The 14188-nt window shown below is 62.5% G+C and carries 13 protein-coding genes; 10 read left to right on the plus strand and 3 right to left on the minus strand.

The window, feature by feature from the left end; genetic code table 11:
• The first annotated feature begins 10 nt into the window (after positions 1-10).
• The 7 genes from AC1DYW_RS25100 (at position 11) to AC1DYW_RS25130 (ending at position 8352) form a co-directional block, all read left to right on the plus strand.
• On the plus strand, positions 11-1381 hold the full coding sequence (locus tag AC1DYW_RS25100; protein WP_477227977.1) for a glutamine synthetase family protein: 1371 nt from the start codon (positions 11-13) through the stop codon (positions 1379-1381).
• Between the two features lie 182 nt (positions 1382-1563).
• Positions 1564-2952 carry an aldehyde dehydrogenase family protein gene (locus AC1DYW_RS25105; RefSeq protein ID WP_477227978.1) on the plus strand — a complete coding sequence of 463 codons (1389 nt, stop codon included), beginning with the start codon at positions 1564-1566 and terminating at the stop codon, positions 2950-2952.
• A 17-nt stretch (positions 2953-2969) separates the two neighbouring features.
• A complete protein-coding gene (locus AC1DYW_RS25110; protein ID WP_477227979.1) occupies positions 2970-4142 on the plus strand; it encodes an iron-containing alcohol dehydrogenase in 1173 nt (390 codons plus the stop codon).
• A gap of 242 nt (positions 4143-4384) precedes the next feature.
• Positions 4385-5491 carry an ABC transporter substrate-binding protein gene (locus AC1DYW_RS25115; protein ID WP_477227980.1) on the plus strand — a complete coding sequence of 369 codons (1107 nt, stop codon included), beginning with the start codon at positions 4385-4387 and terminating at the stop codon, positions 5489-5491.
• A 63-nt stretch (positions 5492-5554) separates the two neighbouring features.
• Positions 5555-6469 (plus strand): ABC transporter permease, encoded by a 915-nt coding sequence (locus AC1DYW_RS25120; protein WP_457152572.1) that lies wholly within the window; start codon positions 5555-5557, stop codon positions 6467-6469.
• Entirely contained in the window at positions 6466-7257 is a 792-nt protein-coding gene (locus AC1DYW_RS25125; protein WP_184876711.1) for an ABC transporter permease, read from the plus strand. The genes AC1DYW_RS25120 and AC1DYW_RS25125 overlap by 4 nt, the downstream gene beginning before the upstream one ends.
• A 30-nt stretch (positions 7258-7287) precedes the next feature.
• Positions 7288-8352: an ABC transporter ATP-binding protein gene (locus AC1DYW_RS25130; protein WP_457152573.1), complete on the plus strand. Its 1065-nt coding sequence runs from the start codon at positions 7288-7290 to the stop codon at positions 8350-8352.
• A gap of 39 nt (positions 8353-8391) precedes the next feature.
• Here AC1DYW_RS25130 and AC1DYW_RS25135 read toward each other — a convergent pair whose 3' ends face one another.
• A complete protein-coding gene (locus AC1DYW_RS25135) occupies positions 8392-9018 on the minus strand; it encodes a glutathione S-transferase family protein (protein ID WP_477227981.1) in 627 nt (208 codons plus the stop codon).
• 126 nt (positions 9019-9144) lie between these two features.
• Here AC1DYW_RS25135 and AC1DYW_RS25140 point away from each other — a divergent pair, with 126 nt between their 5' ends.
• The 3 genes from AC1DYW_RS25140 to AC1DYW_RS25150 all read left to right on the plus strand — a co-directional run bounded on the left by AC1DYW_RS25140 (position 9145) and on the right by AC1DYW_RS25150 (position 12552).
• Positions 9145-10695 (plus strand): cation:proton antiporter, encoded by a 1551-nt coding sequence (locus tag AC1DYW_RS25140; protein ID WP_477227982.1) that lies wholly within the window; start codon positions 9145-9147, stop codon positions 10693-10695.
• Positions 10696-10787: 92 nt separating this feature from the next.
• Positions 10788-11699, plus strand: coding sequence for an endonuclease/exonuclease/phosphatase family protein (locus tag AC1DYW_RS25145; protein ID WP_477227983.1), 912 nt, complete (start codon positions 10788-10790; stop codon positions 11697-11699).
• A 7-nt stretch (positions 11700-11706) separates the two neighbouring features.
• Positions 11707-12552: an EamA family transporter gene (locus AC1DYW_RS25150; protein WP_457152577.1), complete on the plus strand. Its 846-nt coding sequence runs from the start codon at positions 11707-11709 to the stop codon at positions 12550-12552.
• A gap of 9 nt (positions 12553-12561) precedes the next feature.
• On the opposite strand, the gene AC1DYW_RS25155 is transcribed toward AC1DYW_RS25150, so the two are convergent.
• Together AC1DYW_RS25155 and AC1DYW_RS25160 are read right to left on the minus strand one after the other, a co-directional pair.
• Positions 12562-13779, minus strand: coding sequence for an MFS transporter (locus AC1DYW_RS25155; RefSeq protein ID WP_477227984.1), 1218 nt, complete (start codon positions 13777-13779; stop codon positions 12562-12564).
• 90 nt (positions 13780-13869) lie between these two features.
• Positions 13870-14187, minus strand: coding sequence for a Dabb family protein (locus AC1DYW_RS25160; protein ID WP_095084596.1), 318 nt, complete (start codon positions 14185-14187; stop codon positions 13870-13872).
• Position 14188: the final 1 nt, after the last annotated feature.

Genomic DNA, 14188 nt, shown 5'->3' on the forward strand with positions numbered 1-14188 from the left:
TGCCAAAGGAATGGCCGGAAATTTCTCGTTCGATCAGTTGAAGAAAGCGGTCTCCAGCGGCGAGATCGACACGGTGCTGGCCTGCATCGTCGATATGCAGGGGCGGCTGGCGGGAAAACGGTTCCTGGCGCAGTATTTCGTCGATTCCGCGCATGACGAGACGCACGGCTGCAACTATCTCCTGGCTGCCGACATCGATATGGAGCCGGTGCCCGGCTACAAGGCGGCAAGCTGGTCGAAGGGCTATGGCGATTTCGTCATGAAGCCGGATCTGGCGACGCTGCGGCGCATTCCGTGGCTGGAGAAGACGGCGCTGGTGATCTGCGACGTGCTCGACCACCACACGCATGACGATCTGCCGCATTCGCCACGCGCCATCCTGAAGAAGCAGGTCAAGCGGCTGACGGAGCGCGGCTATATCGGCTATTTCGCTTCCGAGCTCGAATTCTATCTGTTCAACGAGACCTACGATTCCGCCCGCAAGAAACACTGGCAGGGTCTCGATACCGCCTCGCCTTACATCGGCGACTACCAGATCGGCATCACCACCAAGGAAGAAGGCGTCATGCGCCGGCTTCGCAACGAGATGGAAGCGGCCGGCATCCCGATCGAGAATTCCAAGGGCGAGTGGGGCCCAGGCCAGGAAGAGATCAATGTGCGCTATGCCGAAGCGCTCGACATGGCCGACCGCCACGTCATCCTGAAGAACGGCGCCAAGGAGATTGCCGAGTCCGAGGGCAAGGCGATTTCCTTCATGTCCAAGTACAATTACGGGCTGGCCGGCAATTCCAGCCACATCCACAATTCGCTGTGGAGCGCCGACGGCAAGACGCCGCTGTTGTTCGACAAGAAGGCCGACTGGACGCTGTCGGCGCTTGGCCAGCAATGGGCGGCGGGACAGCTGAAATACGCCAAGGAATTCACCTGGTTCCTGGCGCCCTACATCAACTCCTACAAGCGCTTCCAGGCCGGCACCTTCGCGCCGACCAAGATCATGTGGAGCGAGGACAACCGCACCGCCGGCTTCCGCCTGTGTGGCGAGGGCACCAAGGGCATCCGCATGGAATGCCGCATCGGCGGCGCCGACCTCAACCCCTATCTCGCCTTTGCGGCGCTGATCGCCGCCGGCCTTGCCGGCATCGACGAGAAGCTGGAACTGCAGAAGCCATTCGTCGGCGATGCCTATCAGGCGTCGCGTTTGCCGGAGATCCCGAAGACGCTGCGCGACGCCACCGAGACACTGGCGAAGTCGAAGATGCTCAAGCAGGCGCTCGGCGAGGATGTGCTCGAACACTATGTCCACACCGCAAAGTGGGAGCAGTTTGAATACGACCGCCGCATAACTGATTGGGAACTGCACAGAGGGTTCGAGCGGTATTAAACTAGTTCGCGAACGTAGGCGCCGCCTCTCTCCGTACCCCTCCCGTGAAACACGGGCAGGGGATGCCCGCGCCGGAGCACTTCCCTTTTCCCCGTGACCATACGAGGCGAAGGTGCAGGGCGGGCGGATGAGGGGCGGCGCCAAGCCATAAGATTTTGTTGTAGAATGCGAGGACTTACAAAATGACCGAGACGGTCAAACTCAAATCCCCCATCGATGGCTCGATCTACGCCGAGCGGCCCGTGGCAACGGACCAGGCGATCAATGCCGCGGTCGAGCGCGCCAAGGCGGCGCAAGAGAAGTGGGCCGAGACGTCGATCGTCGAGCGTGGCAAGTACATGCTGGCGATGCTGGAAGCGCTGGTCGCGATGACCGACGAGATCGTGCCGGAAATCGCCTGGCAGATGGGGCGCCCGGTGCGCTATGGCGGCGAGTTCGGCGGCGTCAAGGAACGCACCAACTATATGGTCGAGATCGCCGAGGCGGCGCTCAGGGCCGTGGCGGCTTCCAACCCGAAGGACGGCTTCAGGCGCTATGTGAAGAAGGACCCGCTCGGTGTGGTCATGGTGATCGCGCCGTGGAACTATCCCTATCTCACCGCCGTCAACACCATCGTGCCGGCGCTGATGGCCGGCAACGCCGTCATCCTCAAGCATGCGGCGCAGACGCTGCTGGTTGGCGAGCGTTTCCAACAGGCTTTCGACAGGGTCGGCCTGCCCAAGGGTGTGTTCCAGAATGTCGTGCTCAACCACGCGCAGACCGAGAAGCTGCTCGGTTCGGGCAAGATCGACCACGTCAATTTCACAGGGTCGGTCGGCGGCGGCCGCGCCATCGAAAAGGCGGCGGCAGGCACCTTCATGACGCTCGGCCTCGAGCTTGGCGGCAAGGATCCGGCCTATGTGTTGCCTGATGCCAAGATGGATCATGCGGTCGCCAATCTGGTCGACGGCGCCTTCTACAATTCCGGCCAGTGCTGCTGCGGCATCGAGCGCGTCTATGTGCACGAAAAGGTCTATGACGAGTTCGTCGAGGGCTTCATCGCCGAGACCAAGAACTATGTCGTCGGCAATCCGCTCGACCAGGCAACGACGATGGGGCCGATGGCGCAGGCGCGTTTCGCCGACCTGATCCGCGAGCAGAAGGGCGAGGCGCTGCGCAAGGGCGCAGTGGCGCACATCAACATGAAGGTGGCCAACGACAAGGCCGGCTCGCCCTATCTGGCGCCGGAAGTGCTGACGCAAGTCGACCATCAGATGAGCGTCATGCGCGAGGAGAGTTTTGGGCCGATCGTCGGCATCATGAAGGTGCGCAACGATGAAGAGGCGATCGCGCTGATGAACGACAGTCCCTATGGGCTGACCGCTTCGATCTGGACCCGCGATACAGACCATGCCGTTGCGATCGGCAACCGCGTCGAGACCGGCACGGTGTTCATGAACCGCTGCGACTACCTCGATCCGGCCCTGGTCTGGACCGGCGTCAAGGACACCGGCAAGGGTGCTGCCCTGTCGGCCATCGGCTATGACAATCTGACCAGGCCGAAGTCGTTCCACCTGCGCGAAGCCATCTGATTTTCGAAAGACAAAAAATGTCCAAGCTCATCTCCAAATGGAACTACCCCACCACCGTTCGCTTCGGCGCCGGACGCATCAAGGAACTGCCTGAGGTGTTGGCGGCTACCGGCATCAAGCGGCCGTTGTTCGTCACCGATCCCGGGCTGGCGAAACTGCCGGTCGTTGCCTCGACCCTGAAGATCCTCGACGATGCCAAGGTCCCCTACGGCGTCTTCTCCGAAGTGAGGCCGAACCCGGTCGAGTCCAATCTGACCGCCGGCATCGCGGTGTTCAAGAAAGGCAAGCATGACGGTGTCATCGCCTTCGGCGGCGGCTCGGCGCTCGATCTCGGCAAGCTGATCGCCTTCCAGGCTGGCCAGACGCGGCCGGTTTGGGACTTCGAGGATGTCGACGACTGGTGGACGCGCGCCAATTCCGACGCGATCGCGCCGATCATCGCGGTGCCGACCACGGCCGGCACCGGTTCGGAAGTCGGCCGCGCCGGCGTCATCACCAATGAAGCGACGCACACCAAGAAGGTCATCTTCCATCCCAAATTGCTGCCGGCCATCGTCATTGCCGATCCGGAACTGTCGGTCGGGATGCCCGGCTTCATCACCGCCGGCACCGGCATGGATGCACTTGCCCACTGCCTCGAGGCCTATTGCGCGCCGGGTTACCATCCGATGGCCGACGGCATCGCCGTCGAAGGCGTCCGGCTGGTCTTCGAGAACCTGCCGAAGGCCTATGCCAACGGCAAGGATCTCGTCGCGCGCGCCCATATGATGAGTGCCGCGGCGATGGGTGCCACGGCCTTCCAGAAGGGGCTGGGCGCCATCCACTCATTGTCGCATCCGGTCGGCGCGCTGTACGACACCCATCACGGCATGACCAATGCGGTGTTCATGCCCTATGTGCTGGCCTTCAACAGGGACTCCATCGAGGAGCGCATCGGGCGGCTTGCCGCCTATTGCGGCATCAAGGGCGGCTTCGACGGCTTTGCCAAGGCGATCATCAAACTGCGTAAGGAACTCAAGGTGCCGCATGCTTTGCCGGGCCTGATCAAGGGGCTCGAAATGGACAAGAAGCGCAAGGGGCTGATCGCCGATATGGCGGTGGTCGATCCGACCGCTGGCGGCAACCCGGTCAAGCTGACCAAGAAGGCGGCCCTGACCTTGCTGGAAAACGCCATCGCAGGCACGGTGTAAGACGGCTTTCTTGTTGAAAATTGATCTGTAAAATCAGGGCAAACCAAGGGGGAAAGGATGAAACACATGGCGGAAAGTAATTAGCCGGAAAAATAAGTGATGGCTAATTGCTACAGCCGGTTAAAAAGAGTTAAATTTTCGCGCTGCGAGCAGCCGGTTTCACAAAGCTTTCATCTGGCTGTCACATGAAAACGATACCGGATCGCAGGCGTCCAACGGCGTCAGTTCAACGGAGAGAACACATGTTCAAATTCACGGGGAAAGTGCTTTCCCTTACGGCCGCGACCCTTATGGCGTCGTCGGTGATTTCGTCCGCGGCTTCGCTGGACGATCTCGTCAAGGCCGCTAAGGCTGAAGGCCAGCTCACCACCATCGCCTTGCCACATGACTGGTGCGGCTACGGTGACGTCATCGCCGGCTTCAAGGCGAAGTATCCCGAAATCACTGTCAACGAACTCAACCCCGATGCCGGCTCCGGCGACGAGGTCGAGGCAATCAAGGCGAACAAGGACAACAAGGGCCCGCAGGCGCCTGACGTCATCGACGTCGGACTGTCCTTCGGCCCGTCCGCCAAGAAGGATGGTCTGATCCAGCCTTACAAGGTGTCGACCTGGGACTCGATCCCTGACAGCGCCAAGGATGCTGAAGGCTACTGGACCGGCGACTATTACGGCGTGCTGTCCTTCCAGGTGAACAAGGACATCGTCAAGGAAGCTCCGGCTGACTGGGCCGATCTGCTGAAGCCGGAATTCGCTAACACGGTCGCACTCGCCGGCGATCCGCGCGCGTCGAACCAGGCCATCCAGGGCGTCTATGCTGCTGGCCTGTCGTCGGGCGCCGCTGCTGGTGAAGCCGCCGGCACCGCTGGCCTCGACTTCTTCAAGAAGCTTAACGCCGCCGGCAATTTCGTCCCGGTCATCGGTAAAGCCGCGACGCTGGCCCAGGGCCAGACTCCCATCCTGATCACCTGGGACTACAACGCGCTCGCCGGCCGTGACACGCTGAAGGGCAACCCGCCCGTCGACGTCGTTGTGCCGAAGACCGGTGTCGTTGCCGGTGTCTACGTGCAGGCGATCAGCGCTTACGCGCCGCATCCGAACGCTGCCAAGCTGTGGCTGGAATACCTCTACTCCGACGAAGGCCAGATCGGCTGGCTGAAGGGCTATTGCCACCCGATCCGCTTCAACGACCTTGCCAAGAACGGCAAGATCCCCGCGGACGTGCTGGCCAAGCTGCCGCCGGCCGAATCCTATGCCGCGGCGGTGTTCCCGACGCTGGACGAGCAGGCCAAGTCCAAGGAAGCCATCACCAAGAACTGGGATGCCGTCGTCGGCGCCAACGTCAAGTAACTCATACCATGCCGGGCGGCCTTGAGGCCGCCCGGCCCTTTTCTCAAAGACGGTAGCCGGCGCATGACCGATATCCCAATGTCAGACCACGCTGTTGCCGGGAAGACCGCGCCTCCCGCCGAGGCACGCAGCATGAGGCTGCCGACGCAATGGCTCGGCGTTGCCCCCTTCTTCATCTTCGCCATCATGTTCCTGATCCTGCCCACGCTCTATCTGATGCTGGGCGCTTTCCAGAATGATGCGGGTGAGTTCACCTTCGAAAATATCGCAGCACTGGCGCAGCCGTCGATCGTTGCCGCCTACTGGATCTCGATCAAGGTCAGCCTTGCCTCATCGTTGATTGGTGCCTTCGCCGGTCTCGCCATCGCCATCGCCATCGTGCGAGGCGGTCTGCCGGAATGGATACGCTCCGCGACGCTGACCTTCTCCGGGGTCGCTTCCAATTTCGCCGGTGTGCCGCTGGCCTTCGCCTTTATCGCCACACTCGGCCGGCTGGGCCTTGCCACGGTGATCCTGAACACCTTGTTTGGCCTCAATATTTACGCTCACGGCTTCAACATCCTGTCGTTCTGGGGGCTGACGCTAACCTATGTCTACTTCCAGATCCCGCTGATGGTGGTGATCATCGTGCCGGCCATCGACGGCTTGAAGAAGGAATGGGGCGAGGCCGCCGCGACCCTCGGTGCAACCATGGCGCAGTACTGGCGCATGGTGGTCATTCCGGTGATCTGGCCAAGTTTCCTTGGCACCGTCATCCTGCTGTTCGCCAACGCCTTCGGCGCCATCGCCACCGCCTATGCGCTGACAGGCTCGTCGCTCAACATCGTGCCGATCCTGCTCTATGCCCAGATTCGCGGCGACGTGCTGCATAATGCCCATCTTGGGTACGCGATCGCCTTCGGCATGATCTTCATCACCGGCCTAGCCAATGTCTTCTATATCTGGTTCCGGACCCGTTCCGAGAGGTGGCTCAAATGAAGTCGGGAAAGTTCTGGGCCTGGGTCGTCTTCGCGCTGGGCGCGGCCTATTTCTTCATCCCGCTGATCGCGACGGTGGAGTTTTCCATGCGCATGCGGCGTGGCGCGTACTCCTTTGACGCCTACAAGGTGGTGTTGGGCGATCCTCGCTTCCAGGCGACCTTCGGCTATTCAGTGCTTGCCGCCGTCTTCACCATCATCCTCGGCGTGCTGATCGTGGTGCCGGCCGCCTACTGGATCCGGCTGCGCCTGCCGCAGCTGCGGCCGCTCGTCGAGTTCATCACGCTGTTGCCGCTGGTCATTCCGGCCATCGTCATCGTGTTCGGCTATATCAGGATGTACGGATCGAACTCGCCGCTGCCGTTCCTGGCCAGCGATACCGGTACGAACGCCCTGCTGGTTATCGGTTATGCCACGCTGTCGCTGCCCTATATGTACCGTGCGGTCGACACCGGGCTCAGAACCATCGATGTGCGAACGCTGACTGAGGCGGCGCAGATCCTTGGCGCCGGCTGGTCGACGATCATCACGCGCGTTATCCTGCCCAATGTGCTGATCGCGGTGTTGTCGGGTGCGTTCCTGACCTTCGCGATCGTCATTGGCGAGTTCACCATGGCCAGCCTGCTCAACCGGCCCGCTTTCGGTCCGTATCTACAGAACATAGGCGCCAACCGCGCCTATGAGCCGGCGGCCCTTGCCATCATCGCCTTTGCCATCACCTGGGGCTGCATGTCGCTGATCCAGATCCTGTCCCGTTTCGCGCCGAGATCGGCGAACCGCCCCAATTGATCGAAAAGTACTGATCGAAAGAGCAACACCATGGCCGACCCGTTCCTCTCCATCCAGCACGTGCGAAAATCCTTCGGTGCCACCACGGTGGTGGAGGATTTCAATCTCGACGTCGAGCGTGGCGAATTCGTCTCGTTCCTCGGCCCGTCCGGCTGCGGCAAGACCACCGTGCTGCGCATGGTCGCCGGCTTTGAGGAGCCGACTGCCGGCAAGATCGTGGTTGGTGGCAAGGACATCACGAGGCTGAAGCCCAACCAGCGCAATGTCGGCATGGTGTTCCAGGCCTATGCGCTGTTCCCGAACCTGACGGTGGCACAGAACATAGGCTTCGGCCTGAAGGTTGCCGGCATGCCTAGGGCGGACATCGATGCCCGAGTCGCCGAGATGCTCGGCATCATCAAACTGCCGCAGATGGCGGACCGCTATCCCTATCAGCTCTCGGGCGGCCAGCAGCAGCGCATAGCGCTGGCCCGCGCCATCGCACCGAAGCCGAAGCTGCTGCTGCTCGACGAGCCGCTTTCGGCGCTCGACGCCAAGGTGCGCGTGTCGCTGCGCGAGGAAATCCGCTCGATCCAAAAGAAGCTCGGCATCACCACCATTTTCGTCACGCATGATCAGGAAGAGGCGCTGTCGATCTCGGACCGCATTGCTGTCATGTATGGTGGCAAGGCTGAACAGGTCGGCACGCCGTTCGAGATCTACAACCGTCCGGCAACCAAGTTCGTCGCCAATTTCGTCGGTACGCTGAACGTGCTCGAAGGCAAGGTCACCGATGCTGCGTCCGGCAAGGTGCAGGTCGACACGCAGGAAGTCTCGCTCAAGGGCAAGCTCAACGGCTCGAAGTCCGGCGACACCCTGTCGCTTGCCCTGCGTCCGGAAGCCATTTCGCTAGGCCTTCAGCCCGGTCGCGACTCCAGCCTTTCCGGCGAGATCTCCGAAGTGCATTTTCTCGGCTCTGTGATCCGGGTTCGCGTCGGCATTGGCGGCAACACCGTGTCGCTCGATACGTTCAACAGCCCGGCCACACCGCCGCCCGCTGTCGGCGAAAAGGCCGAGATTTCGTTCTCGTCGAGCGATATGCTGGTGCTGCACTAGGCGGTAGAGCGGACGGGGCAGAGGAAGAACCAAGCCCCCTCAGGCCGGCGCTATGAATGGCTGCATGACTGTCTGAAAGACCGGCAGCGCTTCCATTTTTGCGGCATGTGCGTCCAGCGCCGGGAAGTCGGCCAGCGACACAAGCCCGGGATGCGCCTCGCCGATGAAGCGGAGCACGGCGGCAACCGCGATGTCGGCATGGCCAATGCGGTCGCCGAACCAGTAAGGTGTCGACCTTCCCTGACGATCGGTTTCCAGGACTGCAAGGACAGCCTCGATCTGTGTGCGGCAGCGCCCGGCCCAAAGGTCGGATACTTTCTCATGCAGCCGCGTCTCATAGAACAGGCTGACCGCCTTGTCGCCGAGGCCGGTTGCCAGGGCTGTTATCCGCAGCGCCTGGTGACGCGCCGGTTCGGTCGCCGGAAACATCCTCCGCTCGGCCGGAACGAGGCTGTCGAGATAGTCGAGCATCAAATGGCTTTCGATCAGCACCTCGCCATTGTCCAGCACCAGGGTCGGCACCCGGGTCAGCGGGTTGTAGGGCCGGATCTTGTCGGCATCGCCGAAGGCCGACCATGGACGGTGCTCGTAGGCGATGCCGTACAAGGTCATCGTAATGCCGACGCGGCGAACGAAGGGGGAGTCAAATTGGCCGATGAGAATCATGGTCGGTGCCTTACGCTGCAAGTGACTGCTGGACATACTGCCACGGGGCTTGTGCGCAATGGTCAATCAACAGCATCTTGCTGGCTTGCCACTGCCAACAATGCAGCATCACGGGGGTAACAGGCCATGGCTCTTTTCGAACTGACGCTTGTCCTGCTTTTGACTGCCGTTGCGCTGACGGCGCTGTCGCGACGGCTGGAGATTCCCTATCCGTCCCTGCTGGCCTTGGCCGGGGTTGGGATTGCTTTCGTGCCTGGTGCTCCAATGATCGAGATCGATCCGGAACTGGCTCTTGCCCTGTTCATCGCGCCGGTGCTTCTGGATGCCGCCTACGACACATCGTTGCGGGATCTCAATCGCTACCGGCTGCCGCTCGCGCTGCTGGCGCTCGGCGCCGTCGTCTTCACCGCGGCGGTCGTTGCTTTCGTCGGCTGGAAGATGGCCGGGCTGCCGATCGCGGCGGCAATCGCGCTCGGCGCCATCGTCGCGCCGCCCGATGCGGTCGCGGCGAGCGCCGTACTCGGGCAGTTCAAGGTGCCGCACCGCATCACCGCCATCCTGCAGGGCGAGAGCCTGCTCAACGATGCCACCGCACTCCTGATCTACCGCCTGGCGGTTTCTGCAGCGCTCGGCTCGATCATGCTGAGCAACGCCATTCCGACGATCCTGCTGTCGACGATCGGCAGCCTCGCCGCGGGTTATCTGCTAGGCCGCTTTTCGCTGCTGACGCTCAGCCGGATCGAGGATGCGGCAAGCAGCACAGTGGTCCAATTCGCCGGGACATTCGGAGTCTGGATCCTGGCCGACAGGCTGGGCCTGTCCGCCATCATCACCATCGTCGTCTACGCCATGACCATTGCGCGGATGGCGCCGCGCCGCATGTCGGCCAGGCGGCGCGTCAGCACCTATTCGGTGTGGGAGTCGGCGGTCTTCGTGCTCAACGTGCTGGCCTTCGTGCTGATGGGCCTGCAGGCACGATCGATCGTTGGCCGCCTCTCTGGCGAAGGGCAAGGCGAAGCCTTTCTCTTCGCTGCAACGGTGCTGGCCGTCGTCATCGTGGCACGCCTCGTCTGGGTGGGGAGTTACGTTGCGATCATCCGATGGTTGGCCCGCTTCGGAAGCGAAGGCCAAAGGCGAGATGTGCCGACGTTTGGCGGCGCGGTGCTCGTCGGTTGGTGTGGCATGCGGGGCCTGGTGACGCTGGTGGTGGCCATTGCGCTGCCGGCGGGTTTTCCCGGCCGCGATCCGATCGTGCTTGCCGCCTTCGCGGTCGTTCTCGGCACGCTGGTGCTGCAAGGCATGACCCTGAAGCCGCTGCTGCGGATACTCAACTTCGACCCGGACAGAACGGTCGACAACGAGGTGGCGCAGGCGAGGGTGGCCATCATGCAGGCCGCCCTTGACGTGTTGAGCCGCAAGACGTCGGCCGCTGCTGCTGTTGTGCGCGAGCAGTATGAGGCGCAGCGCCTGATCGCTCAAAACCCGGAGGACGCACAGGCGGCAACCGAATATGACCGGCTGCGCCTCTATGCCATCAACCGCCAGCGCGACACGCTCGAGGAACTGCGCCGCAACGGCACAATCGGTGACGAGGCCTATCACCGGCTTGAAGAGGAAATCGACTGGTCGGAACTGGCGGCATCGCCAGCTGGAAGTTTCCAGCCGCTGACGACGTGAGATATCTGGCCCAAGCCGCTGCCATTTCCCTGCACATTGCAACCAATCTGCCGAACCGCTACTGCCATCATCGAAAATGAGCCGGATAAGCAATGAAGCTCGTCAGCTACAACATCCAGTACGGGTTCGGCAGCGACGGCCGCTACGATCTTTCGCGCGCCGCGCGCATCGTCGCCGGCGCTGACATCATCGCGCTGCAGGAAGTCGAACAGCACTGGCAGCGCAGCAACGACGACGACCAGCCGGAGCTTATTTCCGGCCTGCTGCCGGACTATCACTGGGTCTATGGTCCGGCCTTCGACATGGACGCCAGCGAGCAGCGCGACGGCCGTCTGATCAACCGACGCCGGCAGTTCGGCACCATGGTGCTGTCGAAGCTGCCGATCGTCTGGTCGCGGCTGCATGCGCTGCCGATGCGCCGCACGCTGCGGCCGCTCAACACGCGCAACGCAGCACTTGAATGCATGATCCGCACGCCGGCCGGCCCGGTTCGGGTGTTTTCGTTGCATCTCGCCCATATCGCGGCGGAGGAGCGGCTGGAGCAGATCGATTACCTCTTGCGCGAACATCGCCGTGCGACCCGCGAGGGCGGACCGTGGAGCGGCGTCGATGACGAGCCGTCGCGCAACTGGAGCAATGGCGAGCCGGAGCCGGAAAATCCGTTGGAAGCGATCTGGATGGGCGATTTCAACATGGAGCCGGGCAGCGCCGAATATAGCCGCATCGTCGGCAGCACGCCCTATCATCGCGGCGCCGCCTACCTCGATGGCTTCGTCGACGCCGCCACGGTTGCCAGCCAGCCGACCGCGGATTTCCACACCCATGTGAAGACCATCGACGGCAAATTGGCCAAACGCCGGCTTGACCATTGCTTTGTCGGCGGCATGTTTGCCGGGCGCGTCCGCTCGGTCGGCGCCGATGTCGGCGAGGTCGCATCGGACCATTTCCCGCTGCGGATCGACATCGACCTCGAGACGCCGCTCGCCGTGCTGCGCGGCGGATGAGCCGGCAATGACGCCCTTCGTCTTCTTCGCGGTGCTTGCCGCCGCCGCCATGCACGCGATCTGGAACGCGCTGGTCAAGGTGCATCTCGACCGCTTCCTGTCGATCACGCTGATGACGCTGGGAATGGGAGCCGCCGCCCTTGTCGTGCTGCCTTTCGTCGAAGTGCCGAAGGCGCAGGTGTGGCCCTACATCATCGCCTCGGTGATCTTCCACATGGGCTACCGGACCTTCCTGATCGGCGCCTACCAGGCCGGCGATTTCGCCCAGACCTATCCGCTGGCGCGTGGCACAGCACCTTTGCTGGCAGCCCTTGGCGGTATGTTCGTGGTCGCCGAGGTGCCGGCGCCGCTTGCCATTCTGGGTATTTTTCTGCTGTCGACCGGCACGCTGGTGATGTCGTTTCGCGGCGGTGCGCATCTCGAAAAACTGAACCTGCGCGCGGTCGGCTTTGCGCTGGGCACCTCGATCTTCATCGCCAGCTACACGCTGTCCGACGGCAGCGGCGCGCGGCTGGCCGCCACGGCGCAAAGCTACGCCGCCTGGCTGTTCATCTGCGATGCCCTCGGAGCGCTGGTGCTGTGCCTTATCTTCCGTGGGCCGAAAGCGCTGCCGGTGCTGGCGCGCGACTGGAAGGTGGGCCTGTTCACCGGCGTACTCAGCGGTGCGGCCTACTGGATCGTGATGTGGGCAATGACCAAGGCGCCGATCGCATCGGTGGCGTCGCTGCGCGAAACCTCGATCCTGTTCGCCATGATGATCTCGGTCTTCGCCCTCGGCGAGAAGATGACGGGCTGGCGCGCGGCCGCCGCGCTCAGCATTGTCGCCGGCGTTGTTGCGCTCCGACTGGGCTAGCTGCCGCCGTTAGCCCAGCACGGTCATCACCTGGCCGCGTCGCTCCGGACTGAAGCGGATGACGACGATGATGCAGACGGCAACCACGCCGGCAAAGAGCGCCAGCGCGTAGCCGTAGCTGCCTCCAGGGGCTTCAGCGATGCCTGCCTGGTAAGGGCCGCCATAGGACGCTGCGAGATTGCCGGCCTGATAGATGAAACCGGGCAAGGTCGCCCGCACGGACCCCGGCGAAAGCTCGTTGAGATGCACCGGGATGACGCCCCAGGCGCCCTGGACCGCGACCTGCATGACGAAGGCGCCGATGGCGAGCATGAAAGGCGTAGAGCTGTAGGCCCACAGTGGAATCGACGGCAAAGCAATCAGGCACGCCAGGGTGATGGCGTTGACGCGGCCGATCTTCTCGGACAGCGCGCCGAATGCCAGGCCGCCAACGATGGCGCCGATGTTGGCGACAATGGTGATCCAGCTCACCGTATGCGGATCGAAGCCGTGCTGCTTCTTCAGGAAGGTCGGGTAGAGGTCCTGTGTGCCATGGCTGAAGAAATTGAAGAACATCATCAGCACGACGGCATAGAGGGCGACGCCCCAGTGCTTTTGCAGCGTCTCCAACAGTCCCGGCCTGGCGGTCTTCTGCGCGTCGACGAAGGCCGGCGATTCCGGCACGTGTGAGCGGATGAACAGCACGATCAATGCCGGCACGAAGCTGAGCAGGAACATGGCGCGCCAGCCGATCGTGTAGCCGCCGATCGTCTGCTGATAGAGCAGGCCATAGACCACTGCCGCCAAGAGGTAGCCCGTCGGATAGCCGCATTGCAGGATGCCCGAGACCATGCCGCGCGCGCTGGGCGGGATAGACTCCATGGCGAGCGAACTGCCAAGTCCCCATTCGCCGCCCATGGCGATGCCGAACAGGGCGCGCAGTGCCAGGAAGATGCCGAGATTGGGCGAGAAGGCGGCCAGCGCGCCAATCACCGAATAGCTGACGATGTTGAGCATGAGGATGGGCTTGCGCCCGTATTTGTCGGCAAGCATGCCGAAGAAAAAGGCGCCGATGAAGAGTGTCGCCAAAGTCAGGAACAGCGCCTTCGATACGGCTGGGACATCGGTCTGGAATTCAGTCGCAATATCCGTGAGCAGGAATGTCAGGAGGAAGAAATCGAAAGCGTCGAGCGTCCAGCCCAGAAATGAAGCCAGGACGGTTTTCTTCTGTTGGGAATTGAGGTTCAAGACGTTCCTCCTTTACCGTCCCCGGGCAACGATATGTCGCCCGGTCGGCAAAAGAGAACAGCCGTCAGCCGGCTTTCGAAAAACCGGCGGTCACTTTTTCGTAAGATCGAGATCGAAGACCATCAATCCGTCGGTGCCGCCTTCGAGAGCGGCGACCAGTCGGGCGCCGGCGCGCTGATGCGCCTCATGCACCAGATAGGCGTCGCGGGTGGCGGCATCGCGGAAATCGATGGTGAAGCCATGCGTGAAGCCGCGGCCGAACGGCTCGGGGCTGACATTGGCGCTGAATTGGACCGCTTCCATGCCCTCCACCACCTGTCGCAGCGCTTCGAGATCGGCATGGATTGCCATGCGCTCGGCGGCGGGAACATCGTTGCGAAACCTGGCGAACACACAGTGCCTGATCATT

Source organism: Mesorhizobium sp. P2_D5 (assembly GCF_056404355.1).

Coding starts and splice junctions, on each gene's coding strand:
- AC1DYW_RS25145 (WP_477227983.1), top strand. CDS start 10,788: ATGAAGCTCGTCAGCTACAACATCCAGTACGGGTTCGGCAGCGACGGC.
- AC1DYW_RS25120 (WP_457152572.1), top strand. CDS start 5,555: ATGACCGATATCCCAATGTCAGACCACGCTGTTGCCGGGAAGACCGCG.
- AC1DYW_RS25160 (WP_095084596.1), bottom strand. CDS start 14,187: ATGATCAGGCACTGTGTGTTCGCCAGGTTTCGCAACGATGTTCCCGCC.
- AC1DYW_RS25100 (WP_477227977.1), top strand. CDS start 11: ATGGCCGGAAATTTCTCGTTCGATCAGTTGAAGAAAGCGGTCTCCAGC.
- AC1DYW_RS25150 (WP_457152577.1), top strand. CDS start 11,707: ATGACGCCCTTCGTCTTCTTCGCGGTGCTTGCCGCCGCCGCCATGCAC.
- AC1DYW_RS25110 (WP_477227979.1), top strand. CDS start 2,970: ATGTCCAAGCTCATCTCCAAATGGAACTACCCCACCACCGTTCGCTTC.
- AC1DYW_RS25135 (WP_477227981.1), bottom strand. CDS start 9,018: ATGATTCTCATCGGCCAATTTGACTCCCCCTTCGTTCGCCGCGTCGGC.
- AC1DYW_RS25115 (WP_477227980.1), top strand. CDS start 4,385: ATGTTCAAATTCACGGGGAAAGTGCTTTCCCTTACGGCCGCGACCCTT.
- AC1DYW_RS25130 (WP_457152573.1), top strand. CDS start 7,288: ATGGCCGACCCGTTCCTCTCCATCCAGCACGTGCGAAAATCCTTCGGT.
- AC1DYW_RS25105 (WP_477227978.1), top strand. CDS start 1,564: ATGACCGAGACGGTCAAACTCAAATCCCCCATCGATGGCTCGATCTAC.
- AC1DYW_RS25125 (WP_184876711.1), top strand. CDS start 6,466: ATGAAGTCGGGAAAGTTCTGGGCCTGGGTCGTCTTCGCGCTGGGCGCG.
- AC1DYW_RS25140 (WP_477227982.1), top strand. CDS start 9,145: ATGGCTCTTTTCGAACTGACGCTTGTCCTGCTTTTGACTGCCGTTGCG.